This window comes from Corynebacterium pacaense, assembly GCF_900169525.1.
Lineage (GTDB): Bacteria > Actinomycetota > Actinomycetes > Mycobacteriales > Mycobacteriaceae > Corynebacterium > Corynebacterium pacaense.
The window spans coordinates 1,142,925-1,157,717 of record NZ_LT821240.1 but is presented as its reverse complement, the minus strand read 5'-3'; the positions used below and the strand labels follow the sequence as shown (position 1 = coordinate 1,157,717).

Genomic DNA, 14,793 nt, shown 5'->3' with positions numbered 1-14,793 from the left:
TGCGGCCGCCGGAGGGCCTAAGATTGATTGACATGACAAGTGAACGCACCGACTCCCCCGGAGTCCCGGAGAACCCCTGGTTGACTCCGGAAGAACACAAGGTGTGGCTCGATCTCTGGTCGCTGCGAGTCTGGCTGCCCGCGCAACTTGACGCCCAGCTCAAAGCGGACTCGGGTCTCAGCCACTTCGAGTACTTCACCATGGCGCACATCTCCATGGCGCCGGAGAAGCAGCTGCGGATGAGTGAGCTGGCGGAGCTCTCGGACATGACCCTCTCACACCTCTCGCGCGTGGTCTCGCGGTTGGAGAAGTCGGGATGGGTCATCCGCCGTCCCGACCCCAGCGACGGCCGGGCCACCGTCGCGGTGCTCACCGACGCGGGATGGGAGAAGGTACAGGCCGCGGCCCCGGGCCACGTTTGGAACGTGCGGAAGCTGATCTTCAACCACCTCAACGAGGAGGAGCTCAAGGTGCTGGACAAGGCGCTGGAGAAGCTGGTCAACTCCCTCAACCCGCAGCGACCGCCACGGACATAGGCCACGGCGAGCGTCCCGGACAGCTCCTGGCCCCGGGGTCGCGGCCCCGACGCGGCTATCATGAGACACGTGACTGATTTCAGTGGATCCTTGATTGAACGTCCCGTACCCGGTGCCGATGCCCCGATCGGCATCTTCGATTCCGGGGTCGGCGGGCTGACTGTGGCGCGTACCATCATTGATCAGCTCCCGCACGAAGCAATCATCTACATCGGCGACACGGCGCACAGCCCCTACGGCCCGCTGCCGATCGCCCGCGTCCGGGAGTACGCGGTGCGCATCGCCGATGAGCTGGTCGAGCGGGGATGCAAGATGATCGTCATCGCCTGCAACACCGCCTCCGCCGCCTTCCTCCGTGATGCCAGGGAACGTTACAGCGTGCCCGTGGTGGAGGTCATCCTGCCCGCGGTGCGTCGCGCCGTGGCCACGACCCGCAATGGCAGGGTCGGCGTGATAGGCACAGTGGGAACCATCAATTCCGGGGCCTACCAGGACCTGTTCGCAGCCAGCCCCTCCATCGAGGTCCACGCCGCCGCGTGCCCGCGCTTCGTGGACTTCGTTGAACGCGGTGTCACCTCCGGTCGGCAGATTCTCAACATCGCCGAGGGATACCTCGAACCGCTGCAGGCCGCGGGGGTGGACACCCTCGTCCTCGGGTGCACCCACTACCCACTTTTGTCAGGGGTGATCCAGTTGGCAGTGGGGGATCATGTCACCCTGGTCTCCAGTGCCGAGGAGACGGCCAAGGACGTCCTGCGCATTCTCAGCCAGCGGGATCTGCTCGCCGACCCCGAACTGCACCCCACCCCGACATACTCCTTCGAATCCACCGGTGACCCCGAGATCTTCGCCCAACTGAGCCAGCGGTTCCTTGGTCCGATTGTGACGCAGATCCGACAAAATGTCACTCAGTGAAAATTGCACATTTTAGGGGGAAAAGTTCACGCCGTTGCGTGAGACATGGCACAGTGGCGATATGAGACTGACCATTCTTGGAAGCTCCGGCAGTGTACCCGCGCCGGGTAATCCCGCTTCCGGTTATTTGGTGTCCGCAGGGGATGCTCCGTCCCTGCTCATTGACATGGGACCGGGGGTTCTGGCTGCTCTCCAGGAGGTCCAGGACCCGACGGATGCGCACGTCCTCCTCTCGCATCTCCACGCCGACCACTGCGCGGATTTCCCCTCGCTGATGGTATGGCGGCGCTTCCACCCCGATGCCGAGGCGAAGAGCCGGAACTTCTGCTTCGCACCCAGCTACGCGCCGGTCCACCTGGGTCGGCTCAGCTCCGACGATCCCGATGGCGTGGATGACATGTCCGACACCTTCGCCTTCAGCCCCTGGCAGGAGCGCGTCCCGGAGTTGATTGACAGGGTCACCGTCACACCCTACCGCGTCGTCCATCCGGTGGAGACCTACGCGCTGCGGGTGGTGGAAAACTCCACGGGCAGGATCATCACCTATTCCGGGGACACCGCCTACACCGAGGCGCTCGTCGATGCCGCCCGTGATGCCGACATCTTCCTCTGCGAGGCAACCTGGGGTGATTCCCCCCAGGACAAGGCCCCCGGTATGCACATTTCGGCGCAGGAAGCGGGGGAGATCGCCACCCTGGCAGGGGTGGGGAAACTGATTATCACCCACATTCCGCCGTGGGTCGATCCGGAGAGGGCGGTCACCGCCGCCGGAGAATACTTCGACGGGCCGATCATCGCCGGGCGCCCCGGCATGCAGTTCGATCTCTGACCCACTCCCTCAGGGATCGCTCGAAAGCCCCTCACCTGACAGTTGCATGCCAGCTTCCTTTATGCTGTTTTTATGAAAAGAACCCTGCTCAGCTTCGCCGTGACCCTCTCCGTCCTGGCGGGCCTGATTCAGCCCGCCCCCGCAACAGCCCTGGACGGCGGGGAACCGTCTTCTTTCTCCTCCGATTCCTCCGATTCATCCGATTCATCCGAACTGCCGGAACCGACCGGCGCGCAGGGCAGTTCCGCAGGGGACGCGCTCGTCGTGGTTGCGCTGATCGCCGCTGTCGGGGGAGGAGCCCTGTGGGCGGTGCAGCAGGGGCTGATTCCAAACCCCCTGCCCGGCGTGATTCCCGGTCCGCCCGCTCCCGCCCCGGCCCCGGAGCCGCGCCGCGGTGACTGTTCCCCCCGGGCGTTCAATAATGCACTGTGGGAGTGGCGTGACTCGGTCAGGACCTCCGTCCGGTACTGCGACGGCGGCTTCGCCTGGGTAGCGCAGAATCAGACGGATTGGCGCGTGGCCTTCGAATTCGATGGCCGGGCCTGGAATGTCTCCCGCCCCGCCGGGACGACCAGATGGGGAATGATGGAGGGTTGCTACAACGGGATCGAGCTGCGTAACAGGGGCGCCTCGGAGGAGTTCCTGTCCATGATTCCGATCTGCGCACCCGATGAGATCGGATACTCGCCGTGGTGAGGTGAGCTCCATCAGGGGATGCGCCGCCAGTGCCCGCCCCGAACTGTGGGCCGGCAACCGTACAGGTACCCTGTGGAGCATGACTTCAACTTCTCAGTTCACCCGCGCGGACGGCCGCGCCACGGATCAGATGCGCGCGGTCAAGATCACCAGGGGATTCACCAGCAATCCCGCGGGCAGCGTGCTCATTGAATTCGGGAAAACCCGGGTGATGTGCACCGCCTCGGTCGAGCTGGGCGTGCCACGCTTCAAGCGCGACTCCGGTGAGGGGTGGCTGACCGCGGAATACGCCATGCTTCCCGCGGCCACCGCGGAGCGCAACCGTCGCGAGTCGATGGCGGGCAAGGTCAAGGGCCGCACCCACGAGATCTCCCGGCTGATCGGGCGCTCCCTGCGCGCCGCGGTCGACCTGTCGCAGCTCGGTGAGAACACCATCGCCATCGACTGCGATGTTCTCCAGGCTGACGGAGGCACTCGCACCGCATCGATCACCGGCGCCTACGTCGCGCTCGCCGATGCGATCGCCCACCTGCAGAAGCAGGGTGTGGTCCCCGGGGATCCGCTGCTGCCGCCGGTGGCGGCGGTCTCGGTCGGGCTTGTCGACGCCCATGCCTGCCTCGACCTGCCGTACGAGGAGGACTCACGCGCCGACGTGGACATGAACGTGGTCATGACCGAGAACGGCCGCTTCGTGGAGATCCAGGGCACCGGCGAACACACCACCTTCGACCGCGCCCAGCTCAACCAGATGCTCGACTACGCCGAGAAGGGCTGCCTCGAGCTGATCCAGGCACAGAAGGCGGCACTGGGGATCCGATGAAAATTCTGGTTGCGTCCAACAACGCGAAGAAGCTCAGGGAACTGCAGCGCATCCTCGATCAGGCGGGAATCTCAGGGGTGGAACTTCTTCCCCTGTCCGAGGTTCCGTCCTATGCGGAACCGGTGGAGGACGGGCGGACCTTCGCCGACAACGCGCTGATCAAGGCCCGCGCCGGCGTCGCGAACTCCGGACTTGCCACCATCGCCGATGACTCCGGGCTCGAGGTCGCAGAGCTCAACGGTATGCCGGGTGTGCTGTCGGCGCGCTGGTCGGGAGGTCACGGCGACGATGAGGCCAACAACGAACTCCTGCTCGCACAGATGGGTGATGTACCGGAAAAGCGCCGCGGAGCGGCCTTCGTCTCCGTGTGCGCACTCGTCCTCCCCGACGGCCGCGAGTTTGTTGAGGAGGGCCGCTGGGAGGGGCACCTTCTGCGGGGGCCCAGGGGACTGGGCGGGTTCGGATACGATCCCCTCTTCCTGCCCGATGAGGAGACCACCGGAGGGCGAAGCGCCGCTGAGCTCAGCCCGGAGGAGAAGGATGCGCTGTCACACCGCGGCAAGGCACTGAGTGCGCTCGTGCCGCGTATCGCGGATGCAGCAGCTCAGGGCTGATCCAGCTGGAAGGCTCTGGTGACCTCTTTGCGGCGATTGTGCTCGACAAAGAAGGAGAGGAAGGGGACGACGCCGGCGATTGCGGTGGTCAGCCACTTCGTGGGCTCCCACCTGGCTTTCAGTCCCAGATTCAGCGTGAGCAGCAGGTAGATGATGTACGCCCAGCCGTGGAAGATGGCGATGAAGGTGGCCCAGGCGGGCAGCTCCACATGGAAGCCGTACTCGAGGATCATGCGTGCCACCAGGACGAGCAGGAAGACACCGGTGACCCACGCTGCAATGGAGAATGCGGTGAGGGCGGTGCGGACTCTCTTTTTGCGTTCCGGATGGATCGGGGTGGCCGGGGTCTGAGTGGTCACGGTGAGGGTTTCCTTAGGGTTGTGAACATAGCTTCGGAATAGTAGGTCGGATCACGGGGTGGAATAGTTCCTATGACTGCCTGCGCCTGCGCTGCGAGGGGTCGTTGATCCTGTTGAACTCGTCGACATCCATGCTGGGGCGTTCCGGCAGGAAGGCCCGGTCGATCTCGGTGACCTCATCATCGTTGGTGACAAGACTCGGCCGGTTGGACAGCGTCACCCCGCCCCCATCCTCATGGTGCGGCCGTGCCAGCTTCGGTGCATCCGGATGCTCGGCCAGCTCGGCCTCGAGATTCTCCAGCTCAATGGACTCATTCTCATACTGCAGGTACTTGCGGTAGGCGTAGATGAGAAAGCCGCCGAGCAGTGGCCACTGGAAGGCGTAGCCCAGATTCTGGAAGGTGCCCGATCCGGATTGGAAGCGGCTCCACTGCCACCACGCGAGCGCACAGGCGGCGGCGAAGCAGATCGCGAGGAAGATAACGTGAAGGAGTTTGACCTTCTTCTTCGCCTTCTTCTTCTCAACCGCAGGACCCGCTTGCTCACTCACAGGTATCAAGGATACTCCGGTTCCCCGGACAAGCGAATCCCCTTGGGCCGAGGGAATTCGGAACTTGAAGATCACCTCTGTATGATCAAGTGCGCTGCGACGGGGATCCAGGGATCTGCGGACAGCACCGCGCCCGTGGCGGAATTGGCAGACGCGCTGGATTTAGGTTCCAGTGTCCGAAGGACGTGAGAGTTCAAGTCTCTCCGGGCGCACCATGGAAACTGCGGGCTCAACAGCGATACAGCCCGCAGTTTTTTCGCATTTCACGATCATTTCACGTCACCTGGCGCAGCATGGCCCCGGTTAACCTTAGCGGATGTCCTATGATATTCGCAGTGGTGCTATAAATAGAATCTGTGAAGCGTAGATACTCTGCTATTTTTCCGGGCCCCGGCCCGAGTGAAATGCATCCTGAGACCCAGTGCTTTCGATGATGGGGAGACATACGGCGGCGCAACCGTTCAATCCGCGCCTGCTTCTGGTGTTCATCGCCACTGCCGTTTCGGTCGTTGCCTTCATCTTTTTCTACAGGCAGGGATCGACGCTGGGGTACAAGGATACCTTCAGCCACCTCGAGATCGGACGCCGTATCGTCGTCGGCCAGGCGACCGGTCTCGGGCAGCTGGGCGGAATCTGGCTTCCGCTCCAGCACATTCTCATGATCCCCCTGGTGTGGAGCAGTACCCTGTACTACACCGGTCTGGCCGGAAGTCTGATCAGCATGGGGGCCTACGTCATCTGCGTGGTGGCGGTGTTCGGAATAGTCCGGATGCTGACGCGGTCCCACTGGGGAGCCTGGACCGGCGCGGCGGTGTTCGGGCTCAATCCGGAGATCCTCTATCTCCAGTCGACGCCCATGGGCGAGATGCTGATGTACGCGCTGCTGCTGCTCGCGGTTCTGTGTCTGATCGCCTGGGCGCAGACCGACCAGTACCGTTATCTCCTGCTCGGGGCGGTCTCCACTCTGGCGATGTCGCTGGTGCGCTATGAGGGCTGGGTGATGACGATCGTCCTGCTCGGGGTGGTCTTCTATGCCTGCGCGAGGAACGGGTACCGCTTCTTTCGGGGGGACCAGAAGGGCCAGGGGCTGCTGCTCGCGTTCTCCTACATCGCGCTCCTGGGAATCATCGGATGGATGCTGTGGAACTATCTGATCTTCGATGACCCTCTCAACTGGCTTCGCGGGCAGTACAGCAGCAGGGAGCAGATGATCGGAATCTCACCGATTCAAACCGGTGATCTGCCCCTGTCCATCAAGACCTACGCCCTGGGCCTCCGCTACACCCTGACCATCCCGGTGCTGCTCCTTTCCGCCATCGGACTTGTATTCCTGACGGCGAGGGAGAAGGGCTCCGTCCAATCGGTCGCTGTCCTGAGCCTGCTGGTTCCCGGGCTGTTCCTGGTCTACGGCCTCTACAGCAACAGCCAGCCCATGTTCCTGCCGGAGTTCAACGGCGAACTGTACAACATCCGGTTCTCCCTGGTCGCGCTGCTTCCCTGCAGCGTCGCGTGCGGCTATCTCGTCGGCATCCTGCCGAGGAGATACCTGCTCCGGCAGATCGTGGGCACCCTGGGAATCGCCGCGGTGGCCACCTACTCGCTTTTCGTTTTCGTCTCCGATCCGACCAACATGATCCTTGGCAACAGGGAGGCGCACAACTCAATCGAGGCGCAGGAGGGCCAGCAGCTGGCCTCAGAATGGATCGACCGGAACACCACGGGAAGGGTGCTCATTGAATCCTTCGAGAATGAACGGGCCGTGTTCGACATCCAGAGCCGTGTCGTCTACGAGGGTTCACCCGACTGGGAGGCCGCGCTTGAGGACCCGACATCGAACAACATCAGCGTCATCGTGATGCGAACGGATTCGCACGGCACGGATCGCGTGTCCAGCAGCCTGAGCGGCAGCCCGGCACTTGATGGTTGGACGAAAGTGTATGACACGCAGCCCTATGAGATCTATGAAAGAGAGGGCTCGCTGTGAAACGCACATCCGCCAGGCAGACGTTGGATAGACGCCAGAAGATCATCCTCACGGTGGTCGCCGCACTCACCGCGGTGGGCCTGGTGTTCACGCCCAGAGCCGTCGCACTCGGGATCATGGTCCTGTTCATGGTCTTCCAGCTGCTCTTCGTCGGTTTGAAGGTCACCGCGGCGCTGCGCTCCCGGGACTACTCGTTTCCCAGTGTGAGGGAGGTGCCCGAGGACTCACTGCCCAGGTACACGACCCTGCATCCTATGTACCGTGAGGCCAACATGATCCCCCTGGTCGTGGAGTCGATGAGCAGCATGGACTATCCGAAGGACAGACTGCAGTGCCTGCTCATCCTTGAGGAGAACGATCCCGAGACCATCGAGGCGGCCCGCGCGGCGAATCTCCCGGAGTACTTCGAAATCGTGATCGTCCCCCGGATGAAGCCCTATGGAAAGCCAAAGGCCTGCAACTATGCCCTGGAGAAGGCCACCGGTGAGATGGTCGTGATCTTTGACGCCGAGGACCGGCCGGATCCGCAACAGCTCCGCAAGGCCGTATCGGCAATCCGGTCCTCGAATGAACCCATCGGCTGTGTCCGGGCCCGGCTGGTGTTCGAGAACCAGGATACGACGTGGGTGAGCAGGTTCCTCGGCAATGAGTACATTGTCCATTTCGAGTTCATCATGGCGGGGCTGGCGAAGATGGGACTCGTTCTGCCCCTCGGCGGAACCAGCAACCACTTTCCCATGGCGGTGCTCAAGGAGCTGGCCTTCTCCGAGGAGGACATGCCCGATGCACTTGGGATACCCGCTTGGGATCCCTACAACGTCACCGAGGATGCTGACCTGGGTGCCGCCATCGCCTCACGTGGCCTCAAGACCGTCATGTTCGACAGCTGGACCGATGAGGAGGCGCCGGTGACGGTCGGTGCGGCATTCAATCAGCGCACACGGTGGATCAAGGGCTACGCCCAGACCTCATTGGCGCTGTTGAAGCACCCGATCCGGGATGCCGGGCGCATGGGGTGGCTAAAGTACAGCTGCTTCCTTCTCACGGTCGGCGGAACCTTCCTGTCACTGCTTCTGGCTCCCGTCTTTTGGGCGATGACGATCACCTACTTCATCGCGAAACCCCAGTTCATCATCGCCCTGTTCCCCCTGCCACTGTTCTATACGGGTCTGCTGCTCATGGTCGTGGGAAATCTGCTCATGCTGTACATGTCACTGGTCGCCGCCCTGCACCGGGGGATCTTCTCCAGCGTGAAGTATCTGGCGTTCTCACTGTTCTGGTGGATGACCCTGTCAACGGCGGCGTACACCTCGCTGCTTGAGCTCGTCTTTCCCTCGTGGAGGCCGACCTGGAACAAGACGGCGCACGGCGTTGTCTACGTGCCCCTGTGGAAGCGGCTGCTTCCGCTCGCATCCCAGCATTCGCCCCGGATCGGCATCCTCGAGAAGAACCAGCTCGCCTCCTGATCAGGTGGCACCAGGCGACCGAACTCTGTTGAAAGGTTTTTAAGGAAATGATGACTGGAACGCCGCTTCACAGGATCGGTGCGGCCATCGGCCCGGTGGTCCTGCTCTGCGGACTCGCCGCCTGCGCACAGACACCCCCATCGGATTCCGGGAGTCCCGTCGGCGGGCAGACCTCCTCGTCCCGGGCACCCGTGGAGAAGCAGGCGCTGTGGAGTCAGGGCCAGTTCCAACAGGGTGTACAGCTGTACTGGCACCACAATCCGGAGCACTTCAATGCCGCGGAGACCAGGGTCATCGCGGACAGGCAGTTGGACTACATCGAGAGCCTCGGTGCCAACAGCCTCGGGGTGACCGTGCCCATCTTCGTTGACGGCGCCTACCCCTCGACCGTGTATGCCGATTCGGCGGAGACACCGTCGGTGGAGGAACTGGGGGTGCTGCTGGAGGCGGCGTCGGAGCGCGGATTCCGGGTGATGCTGCGACCGGTGATCGATGAGGCGAACATCGGGGCGGAGAGCCCGGGGGCGTGGAGGGGAACCATTCAGCCGCAGGACGTCGACGCCTGGTTCCGGTCATATCAGGCTCTGCTGCTCGACTATGTTCCGCTGTTGGAACAGTACGGGGTGGACGAGTACGTCATCGGCGTGGAGCTGAATTCACTCGAGGGGTACAGCGACAACTGGTCGGCCCTCCGCGCGGCGATCACGGATGCGGGCTACCACGGAATTCTGAGCTACAGCCGGAACTGGGATTCCGGGACCTCCGATGTCCCCTTTGACCAGTTGGGGCTGGATTTCTACCCGGACACCGATCTTGCCGATGACAGCACCTCCGCGCAGGTCACCGACAAGCTCCTCGCCCTGCTCACCGAGCAGCCGGAGGCGCTCAGGAAGCGGACAACGGTGCAGGAGGTCGGGATCGCGGCACTCGATGGTGCCTACGCCCGCCCCTCGTACTGGGGTGATGTTCCCGAACCGGAACGCTTCAACTCCCAGGTTCAGGCGAACTGGTTCCTCGGTGTGTGCAGCGCGGCCAGACAGGCGGAGATGGAGGGGGTCTACTACTGGATGCTGGACAAGTACGAGGACACCCCGAACCCCGATCCGGACACGCAGCTTCCCAAGTCCTTTGTCGCCCGACCGGGCGAGGACGCGATCAGGACCTGCTTCGCCGATACCGCCACCGGTAACTAGTAGGCCACCGTGAAACGGGTGCGGTGGTGGGCGGGCTTTTCAATCTCGTCGACCACGGCGAGGCCGAGGTCGGCGCCGGAGAGGTTGGACTCCCCCCGGGCGTCGACAAGCAGGATGTCGCCGCCGACGCGGTAGGTTCCGGTCGCGGTTCCCGGGTTGCCGGCACCGAAGCCGCCGGCGGGGCTGACGAGGAACCAGTCGAGTGCCTCATCGCTGGCCCTGAGGTCCTCGAGGACCTCGGTGAGGATGGTGGCCTCCGGCTTGATCGCCTCCGGGAAACCCTCGGTTTCATAGACCCGCGGGCCACCCTCCGCGACCAGCAGTGAGCCGGCTCCGCCGATGACCCCGAGGCGCACGCCCTCGGCGGCGGCGATCTCCGCCTCCTTCCTCATCACTGCGCGGAACCTGCCGGGCTCCTCGAGCTCCCCGCGGGGGGAGAGTGCAGAGACGACCACGTCGCTGTCTTTGAATGCGTCGCGCAGGACGGAGTCATCGGAGACCTCTCCGGTGCGGTACTCCACTCCCTCGATCCGGGTGTCGGGCAGTTTCCTGCTGTAGGAGACCACCTTGAGGCCCCTTTCCGCTGCTGCGGCAACGATGTTCGCCCCTGCGTAACCGGTTCCGCCGAGGACGGTGAGCTGTGTCATTTCTTCTCCTTGATCAATCCACTGTGCCGGAAGCGGTGCTTCCCGCGCTTGCAATAGTCACTTTAAGAGAGTTAGTCTCCTATGTAAAGTGTAATCTTCAGGAGGCAGTCATGGATCAACCGGAATGGGATCCCTATGTCAGGGAGTGCCCGACACGGCAGCTGCTGGATCGCATCGGTGACCGGTGGACCGTGCTGGTGATCGGTTCCCTGGCCGACGGGCCACGGCGCTTCTCCGGGATCTCCAGGTCCGTGCAGGGGGTGTCCCAGAAGATGCTCACCCTGACCCTGAGGCGGCTCGAGCGTGACGGTTTGGTTACCCGCACCGCCTATGCGGAGGTTCCGCCACGGGTGGAGTATGAACTCACGGAACTGGGGCGGTCGCTGCGGGAGCCGCTGAAGGCTCTGGAGATGTGGGCAAAGGACAATATGGCAACCGTGCTGGAGTCGCGGACGCACCACGACGAGGCGATGACGGCCTGAACCCGGGCTGATCCGCCTACTGTTGTGCCAACAGTTGGCTCACCAGTCTGCGGCTGGCACGGGACAGGTGTGCGTCGATAAGCTGGGCGGCCTCTTCGGCGCGGCCGTGCTCGATGTGATCGAGCAGCAGGCCGTGCTCCCGGGTGATGCTCTCATTGGAGAGTAGCGTCGCGCTCTGCACCTGGGTCATGCACAGGCGGATCTCATCGGTGAGAGAGCGGTACATCATGCTGGTGCGTTCACTGCCCAGCGCATCCACGAGTGCGGTGTGCAGGCGCATGTCGGGGGAGACCAGCGACATGGGGGAGGAGTCGATCAGCGCCGCGATCTCGTCGTTGGCGGTGAATGCGGCATCCGGGACGTGGCGTGTGAGTGCGAGACTGCGCACCACCTCGGCCTCGAGGATGCCCCGCGTGCGGTAGATGTCGAACACGCTCGTCGGGTCGAGCACGGCCACCCGCGCCGTGTGGTAGGCCCGGCGGCTGAGCAGGCGCGAGGAGACCAGGTTCTCCAGCGCCGCCTTCGCGGTGGTGCGTGAGACCCCGTAGTGCTCCGCGACATCAACCTCCGCCAGTGGGGTTCCCGGCTTCAGTTCCCCGCTGAACAGGCGTTCGCGGAGACTGTGTTCAACGATCTCCACCGCGCGTGAGCCCTTGTGTTGCCGCACTCTATTCACTCCATTTCTCTGCAGCGTTGATTGTGCCACACATTCCCCCGACTCCCATAAGGGCTGAAGGCACACCCGCCCCCACCCTGTGACTTGACTCACTGGTCGTGGAGGGGTGATACTTGTCGGACAATCCAGCCCGATTGTCCGACAAGAACTACCCCCTAGAAGGACTCATGACAACAACGATCACCCCTGACCCACAGGTGACGAAGTTTCTCGATGCCACCGTCTCGGACCCAGAAAGAATCAGGACCCGCCTCATCGACCGCGTCGCCTACGCCAGCGACGCCTCCCACTACCTCTACACACCCGAGGCCGTGGTCGTCGCAGCGAATGCGCAGGAGGTTGGCAACATCTTCCGCGCCGCACGGGAGAACAACATTCCGGTCACGCTGCGCTCCGGCGGCACCAGTCTCGCCGGCCAGTCCTCCGGCGACGGCATCCTCGTCGATGTACGCCAGCATTTCCGCGACATCGAGGTGCTGGACGGCGGACACCGTGTCCGTGTCCAGCCCGGCGCGACGGTACGCCAGGTGAACAACCGTCTGGCGCCGTTTGCCCGCAAGCTCGGCCCCGACCCGGCCAGCGAGAGTGCCTGCACCATCGGCGGTGTCATCGCCAACAACTCCTCTGGAATGGCCTGCGGCACCGAGTTCAACACCTACCGCACCCTGGAGTCGATGACCTTCGTCCTGCCCTCGGGCACGGTCATCGATTCCGGGGCCGGGGATGCGGACCGGAAGCTCAGGGAGTGCGAACCCGAACTCTTTGACACTCTGGTGAAGCTGCAGCGCAGGGTGCGCGGCAATCCCGAGTCCGTGGCCACCATCACCCGCCACTTCGCACTGAAGAACACCATGGGCTACGGGCTCAACTCCTTCCTCGACCACGACTCGCCCGCCCAGCTGCTCACCCACCTGATCATCGGTTCCGAGGGCACCCTGGCATTCGTCGCGGAGGCCGTTTTCACCACCGTTGCGGTCAGCCCGCTGATCACCACGACGCTGGCTGTGTTCCCCACGCTTGACGACGCCACCCGCTCCCTGCCCGGTCTCGTCGACTCGGGTGCGGCCACCCTGGAACTGATGGACGCCACCTCACTGCGGGTGGGGCAGAAGCTGGACAACGTCCCCGCCTCGATCAAGGGTTTCGAGGTGGACAGGCAGGCAGCACTGCTCATCGAGTACCATGCGACCGCGCAGGAGCAGCTGGCCGAGTACACCGAGCGGGGCACGAAGCTGCTGGGCAGCTACCACCTGCGGGAGGCCGTGACCTTCTCGCCGGATCCCTTGGCACGCGCCACGGCGTGGAACTTCCGCAAGGGGCTCTACGCCAGTGTCGCCGGCGCCAGGACCTCCGGCACCACGGCGCTGCTGGAGGACATCGCGGTCCCGGTGGAGAAGCTCGCCGCCACCTGCGAAAGCCTGCAGGAGCTCTTCCAGCGCTTCGGCTACAGCGACAGCGTCATCTTCGGTCACGCCAAGGACGGCAACATCCATTTCATGCTCACCGACCGCTTCGAGGGTGATAAGGCACTCGGCCGTTACAACTCCTTCAACGAGGGCATGGTCGATCTCGTGCTCGGCGCAGGCGGCAACCTCAAGGCCGAACACGGAACGGGTCGCGCCATGGCCCCGTATGTGCGCCGACAGTACGGCGACGAACTCTACGAGGTGATGCAGGAGCTCAAGGCCGCCTGCGATCCGGGCTATACCCTCAATCCCGGCATCATCCTCGATGAGGATCCGCAGGCGCACGTGCGCAACATCAAACTGGCGGAGTCGGTCGAGATCGAGGTGGACCGCTGCGTGGAGTGCGGATACTGCGAGCCGGTCTGCCCGAGCCGCAACCTCACGCTGACCCCGCGGCAGCGCATCGTCATCCGCCGCTCGGAGGCCGCCGCACGCGCCCGCGGTGACCTGGCCTTCGCGGATCGGCTCGAGGATGAATACGACTACGACGGCGTGCAGACCTGCGCGGTCGATGGCATGTGCCAGACCGCCTGCCCTGTCCAGATCAACACCGGTGACCTGGTCAGGCGACTGCGACGCGAGAGTGCGCAGCCTGTTCTCGCCGGCGGCTGGAACGTGGCGGCGAAGGGATGGGCAACGGTGACGCGTGCCGGTTCCATCGCCCTGAGCACCGCCGCGAAGCTCCCCGCACCCCTGGTCAAGGGGGTGACCACGGTCGGACGTGCCGTCGTCGGTGATGATGTCATGCCCGAGTACTCCGCGGGCCTGCCCGGTGGCGGCCCCGCGCGTTCGAGGGACTCCGGCTACTTCGGTGCGACTCCCGGCGAGGGCACCGAGGTCCGCGGCGTCTATGTCCCGGCGTGTGTGAACTCCATGTTCGGAGCAGAGGACGGCGAGATCGGGGTCACCGAGGCCTTGAGGCGTCTGCTCGTGCGCGCCGGGATCACCCTGCTGGTGCCCGCCGATGTGGAGAAGCTGTGCTGCGGTACCCCGTGGAGCTCAAAGGGCTACGCCGCGGGGCACCGGACCATGGAGGACCGCGTGCGCGCCAGCGTTCGGGCCGCCAGCGACAACGGCCGGCTTCCGGTGATCAGCGACGCGGCGAGCTGTACGGAGGGATTTGCCAAACTGGTGCACGAGGATCCCGAGATCACCGTCGTCGATGCCGTGAGCTTCGTCGCCGAGCAGGTTCTGCCCGCGCTTGAGGTGACCCACGCCAGGGAGTCGCTGACCCTCCACCCCACCTGCTCCTCGACCCACCTGGGTCTGGTGGGGGATCTGCGCGCCATCGCCGAGTCGGCGGCCGAGACCGTCAACATCCCCGAGAACTGGGGATGCTGCGCCTTCGCCGGCGACCGCGGGATGCTGCATCCCGAGCTCACCGCCTCGGCAACCGCACCCGAGGCCGCGGATGTGAAAAGACTCAACGCCTCAGATCACGCCTCCTGCAACCGCACCTGCGAAATCGGGATGACCCGGGCGACCGGCACCCCCTATGTCCACATCCTCGAGGTCCTGGAAAAGTCGACCCGACCCTCCTGACCGGCCCTCCTGATATCC

Annotated in this window: 15 protein-coding genes and 1 tRNA gene; 12 read left to right on the top strand and 4 right to left on the bottom strand. The window is 64.0% G+C overall.

From position 1 onward, the window contains the following. The first annotated feature begins 32 nt into the window (after positions 1–32). The 6 genes from B7E02_RS12345 to B7E02_RS12320 all read left to right on the top strand — a co-directional run bounded on the left by B7E02_RS12345 (position 33) and on the right by B7E02_RS12320 (position 4,410). Positions 33–536, top strand: a complete 504-nt coding sequence (locus B7E02_RS12345; RefSeq protein WP_080796490.1) for a MarR family winged helix-turn-helix transcriptional regulator — start codon at positions 33–35, stop codon at positions 534–536. 60 nt (positions 537–596) lie between these two features. Next, on the top strand, positions 597–1,451 hold the full coding sequence (gene murI / locus B7E02_RS12340; protein ID WP_080796488.1) for a glutamate racemase: 855 nt from the start codon (positions 597–599) through the stop codon (positions 1,449–1,451). A gap of 61 nt (positions 1,452–1,512) precedes the next feature. Further along, positions 1,513–2,280, top strand: coding sequence for an MBL fold metallo-hydrolase (locus tag B7E02_RS12335; protein ID WP_080796486.1), 768 nt, complete (start codon positions 1,513–1,515; stop codon positions 2,278–2,280). Positions 2,281–2,352: 72 nt separating this feature from the next. Beyond that, the gene (locus B7E02_RS12330) at positions 2,353–2,976 is read left to right on the top strand and encodes a hypothetical protein (protein WP_080796484.1); all 624 of its coding nucleotides are present in this window, start codon (positions 2,353–2,355) and stop codon (positions 2,974–2,976) included. A 79-nt stretch (positions 2,977–3,055) separates the two neighbouring features. Continuing rightward, positions 3,056–3,796 (top strand): ribonuclease PH, encoded by a 741-nt coding sequence (rph, locus tag B7E02_RS12325; protein ID WP_080796932.1) that lies wholly within the window; start codon positions 3,056–3,058, stop codon positions 3,794–3,796. Next, entirely contained in the window at positions 3,793–4,410 is a 618-nt protein-coding gene (locus B7E02_RS12320) for a non-canonical purine NTP pyrophosphatase (RefSeq protein ID WP_080796482.1), read from the top strand. Before rph ends, B7E02_RS12320 begins: the two co-directional genes overlap by 4 nt. On the opposite strand, the gene B7E02_RS12315 is transcribed toward B7E02_RS12320, so the two are convergent. Together B7E02_RS12315 and B7E02_RS12310 are read right to left on the bottom strand one after the other, a co-directional pair. Then, a complete protein-coding gene (locus B7E02_RS12315) occupies positions 4,401–4,769 on the bottom strand; it encodes a DUF3817 domain-containing protein (RefSeq protein WP_080796480.1) in 369 nt (122 codons plus the stop codon). The genes B7E02_RS12320 and B7E02_RS12315 overlap by 10 nt on opposite strands. 70 nt (positions 4,770–4,839) lie before the next feature. Beyond that, positions 4,840–5,328, bottom strand: a complete 489-nt coding sequence (locus tag B7E02_RS12310; protein ID WP_425429801.1) for a hypothetical protein — start codon at positions 5,326–5,328, stop codon at positions 4,840–4,842. A 120-nt stretch (positions 5,329–5,448) separates the two neighbouring features. Between B7E02_RS12310 and B7E02_RS12305 the strand changes: the two genes are divergently transcribed. The 4 genes from B7E02_RS12305 to B7E02_RS12290 all read left to right on the top strand — a co-directional run bounded on the left by B7E02_RS12305 (position 5,449) and on the right by B7E02_RS12290 (position 9,962). Next, positions 5,449–5,534: transfer RNA gene (locus tag B7E02_RS12305), tRNA-Leu, on the top strand. 215 nt (positions 5,535–5,749) lie between these two features. After that, a complete protein-coding gene (locus tag B7E02_RS12300; RefSeq protein WP_080796475.1) occupies positions 5,750–7,303 on the top strand; it encodes a hypothetical protein in 1,554 nt (517 codons plus the stop codon). Beyond that, the gene (locus B7E02_RS12295; protein ID WP_080796473.1) at positions 7,300–8,769 is read left to right on the top strand and encodes a glycosyltransferase; all 1,470 of its coding nucleotides are present in this window, start codon (positions 7,300–7,302) and stop codon (positions 8,767–8,769) included. Before B7E02_RS12300 ends, B7E02_RS12295 begins: the two co-directional genes overlap by 4 nt. A gap of 47 nt (positions 8,770–8,816) precedes the next feature. Continuing rightward, complete coding sequence (locus tag B7E02_RS12290) at positions 8,817–9,962, top strand: glycoside hydrolase family 113 (protein WP_143336756.1); 1,146 nt, start codon at positions 8,817–8,819, stop codon at positions 9,960–9,962. On the opposite strand, the gene B7E02_RS12285 is transcribed toward B7E02_RS12290, so the two are convergent. Next, positions 9,959–10,609 (bottom strand): NAD(P)-dependent oxidoreductase, encoded by a 651-nt coding sequence (locus B7E02_RS12285; protein WP_080796468.1) that lies wholly within the window; start codon positions 10,607–10,609, stop codon positions 9,959–9,961. The genes B7E02_RS12290 and B7E02_RS12285 overlap by 4 nt on opposite strands. A 110-nt stretch (positions 10,610–10,719) precedes the next feature. Between B7E02_RS12285 and B7E02_RS12280 the strand changes: the two genes are divergently transcribed. Further along, positions 10,720–11,091 carry a winged helix-turn-helix transcriptional regulator gene (locus tag B7E02_RS12280; protein WP_080796465.1) on the top strand — a complete coding sequence of 124 codons (372 nt, stop codon included), beginning with the start codon at positions 10,720–10,722 and terminating at the stop codon, positions 11,089–11,091. Positions 11,092–11,107: 16 nt separating this feature from the next. On the opposite strand, the gene B7E02_RS12275 is transcribed toward B7E02_RS12280, so the two are convergent. Next, positions 11,108–11,758: a GntR family transcriptional regulator gene (locus B7E02_RS12275; RefSeq protein ID WP_080796463.1), complete on the bottom strand. Its 651-nt coding sequence runs from the start codon at positions 11,756–11,758 to the stop codon at positions 11,108–11,110. Positions 11,759–11,934: 176 nt separating this feature from the next. On the opposite strand from B7E02_RS12275, the gene B7E02_RS12270 reads away from it, so the two are divergent. Further along, complete coding sequence (locus B7E02_RS12270; RefSeq protein ID WP_080796462.1) at positions 11,935–14,775, top strand: FAD-binding and (Fe-S)-binding domain-containing protein; 2,841 nt, start codon at positions 11,935–11,937, stop codon at positions 14,773–14,775. Positions 14,776–14,793 lie beyond the last annotated feature (18 nt).

Bases quoted from the DNA above. Each gene is read 5' to 3' on its own strand.
- B7E02_RS12345 (WP_080796490.1), top strand. From the start codon at position 33: ATGACAAGTGAACGCACCGACTCCCCCGGAGTCCCGGAGAACCCCTGG.
- murI (WP_080796488.1), top strand. From the start codon at position 597: ATGAGACACGTGACTGATTTCAGTGGATCCTTGATTGAACGTCCCGTA.
- B7E02_RS12335 (WP_080796486.1), top strand. From the start codon at position 1,513: ATGAGACTGACCATTCTTGGAAGCTCCGGCAGTGTACCCGCGCCGGGT.
- B7E02_RS12330 (WP_080796484.1), top strand. From the start codon at position 2,353: ATGAAAAGAACCCTGCTCAGCTTCGCCGTGACCCTCTCCGTCCTGGCG.
- rph (WP_080796932.1), top strand. From the start codon at position 3,056: ATGACTTCAACTTCTCAGTTCACCCGCGCGGACGGCCGCGCCACGGAT.
- B7E02_RS12320 (WP_080796482.1), top strand. From the start codon at position 3,793: ATGAAAATTCTGGTTGCGTCCAACAACGCGAAGAAGCTCAGGGAACTG.
- B7E02_RS12300 (WP_080796475.1), top strand. From the start codon at position 5,750: ATGATGGGGAGACATACGGCGGCGCAACCGTTCAATCCGCGCCTGCTT.
- B7E02_RS12290 (WP_143336756.1), top strand. From the start codon at position 8,817: ATGATGACTGGAACGCCGCTTCACAGGATCGGTGCGGCCATCGGCCCG.
- B7E02_RS12285 (WP_080796468.1), bottom strand. From the start codon at position 10,609: ATGACACAGCTCACCGTCCTCGGCGGAACCGGTTACGCAGGGGCGAAC.
- B7E02_RS12280 (WP_080796465.1), top strand. From the start codon at position 10,720: ATGGATCAACCGGAATGGGATCCCTATGTCAGGGAGTGCCCGACACGG.
- B7E02_RS12270 (WP_080796462.1), top strand. From the start codon at position 11,935: ATGACAACAACGATCACCCCTGACCCACAGGTGACGAAGTTTCTCGAT.